Raw genomic sequence first — 1,179 nt, forward strand, 5'->3', positions numbered from 1 at the left:
CGCCTGACCAGCCAGATCTCGCTGCCAGGCCGCTACCTCGTCTACGTGCCCGGCGGCTCCATGACCGGCATCTCCCGCAAGCTGCCCGACGTCGAACGCAACCGGCTCAAGCGGATCCTCAAGGACCGCCTGCCGGAGGACGCCGGCGTCATTGTCCGCACCGCGGCCGAGGGCGCGTCGGAAGAAGAACTCACGCATGACATCAACCGGCTTCGCGCCCAGTGGGAGGGCATCGAAAGCCAGTCCACGTCCACCAAGATCCTGGCTCCGGAGCTGCTGTACGGCGAACCGGACCTGACCATCAAGGTGGTCCGCGACGTGTTCAACGAGGACTTCTCCAAGCTGATCGTCTCCGGCGAGGAAGCCTGGGACACCATCGAKGCCTACGTTACCTACGTGGCTCCGGACCTGGTGGGCCGGCTCGAGAAGTGGACCAAGGACACGGACATCTTCGCGGCCTGGCGCATCGACGAGCAGATCCACAAGGCCCTGGACCGCAAGGTCTTCCTGCCCTCCGGCGGCTCCCTCGTGATCGACCGCACCGAAGCCATGACCGTGGTGGACGTCAACACCGGCAAGTTCACCGGCAGCGGCGGCAACCTCGAGGAAACCGTCACCAAGAACAACCTGGAAGCGGCCGAGGAAGTCGTCCGGCAGCTGCGGCTGCGCGACATCGGCGGCATCATCGTGATCGACTTCATCGACATGGTGCTGGAATCCAACCGCGACCTCGTGCTCCGCCGCATGGTGGAGTGCCTGGGCCGGGATAGGACCAAGCACCAGGTCGCCGAGGTCACCTCGCTGGGACTCGTGCAGATGACCCGCAAGCGGATGGGCACCGGATTGCTGGAGGTCTTCGGCGAACAGTGCGAAGCCTGCGCCGGCCGCGGCGTCGTCACCCATGACGAGCCGGTGGAACACCGCCGCGCCAACACCGTCGCCGCGGAGCACCACGTCCCGCGGACCGAGCACCCGCCCGCTGCCCGCAACGAGCGCAAGCGCCGTCGCGGCAAGGGCGGCCAGGGAGCCGACGAGCAGTCCGCCCCGGCAATCGTGCATGCCGAGCCCACAGAGGCAGAGCGCCACGCCAAGGCAGAGGCAACCCGCGCCGCGCTGGCCAACATCGCCGCCGCCGCGCACGCCGCTCACCTTCACGACGGCGAGGCAACGGCAGCGCCC

General features: G+C 68.0%; 1 protein-coding gene. It reads left to right on the plus strand.

Going from position 1 to position 1,179, the window contains the following annotated elements; all coding sequences use genetic code 11:
- Positions 1 to 1,179 (plus strand): Rne/Rng family ribonuclease (locus AB4Y86_RS19265; protein ID WP_441403725.1); only part of this gene is annotated, 1,179 nt, incomplete at both ends.

It is taken from the genome of Arthrobacter sp. 2YAF22_2 (genome assembly GCF_052114645.1).
Lineage (GTDB): Bacteria > Actinomycetota > Actinomycetes > Actinomycetales > Micrococcaceae > Arthrobacter.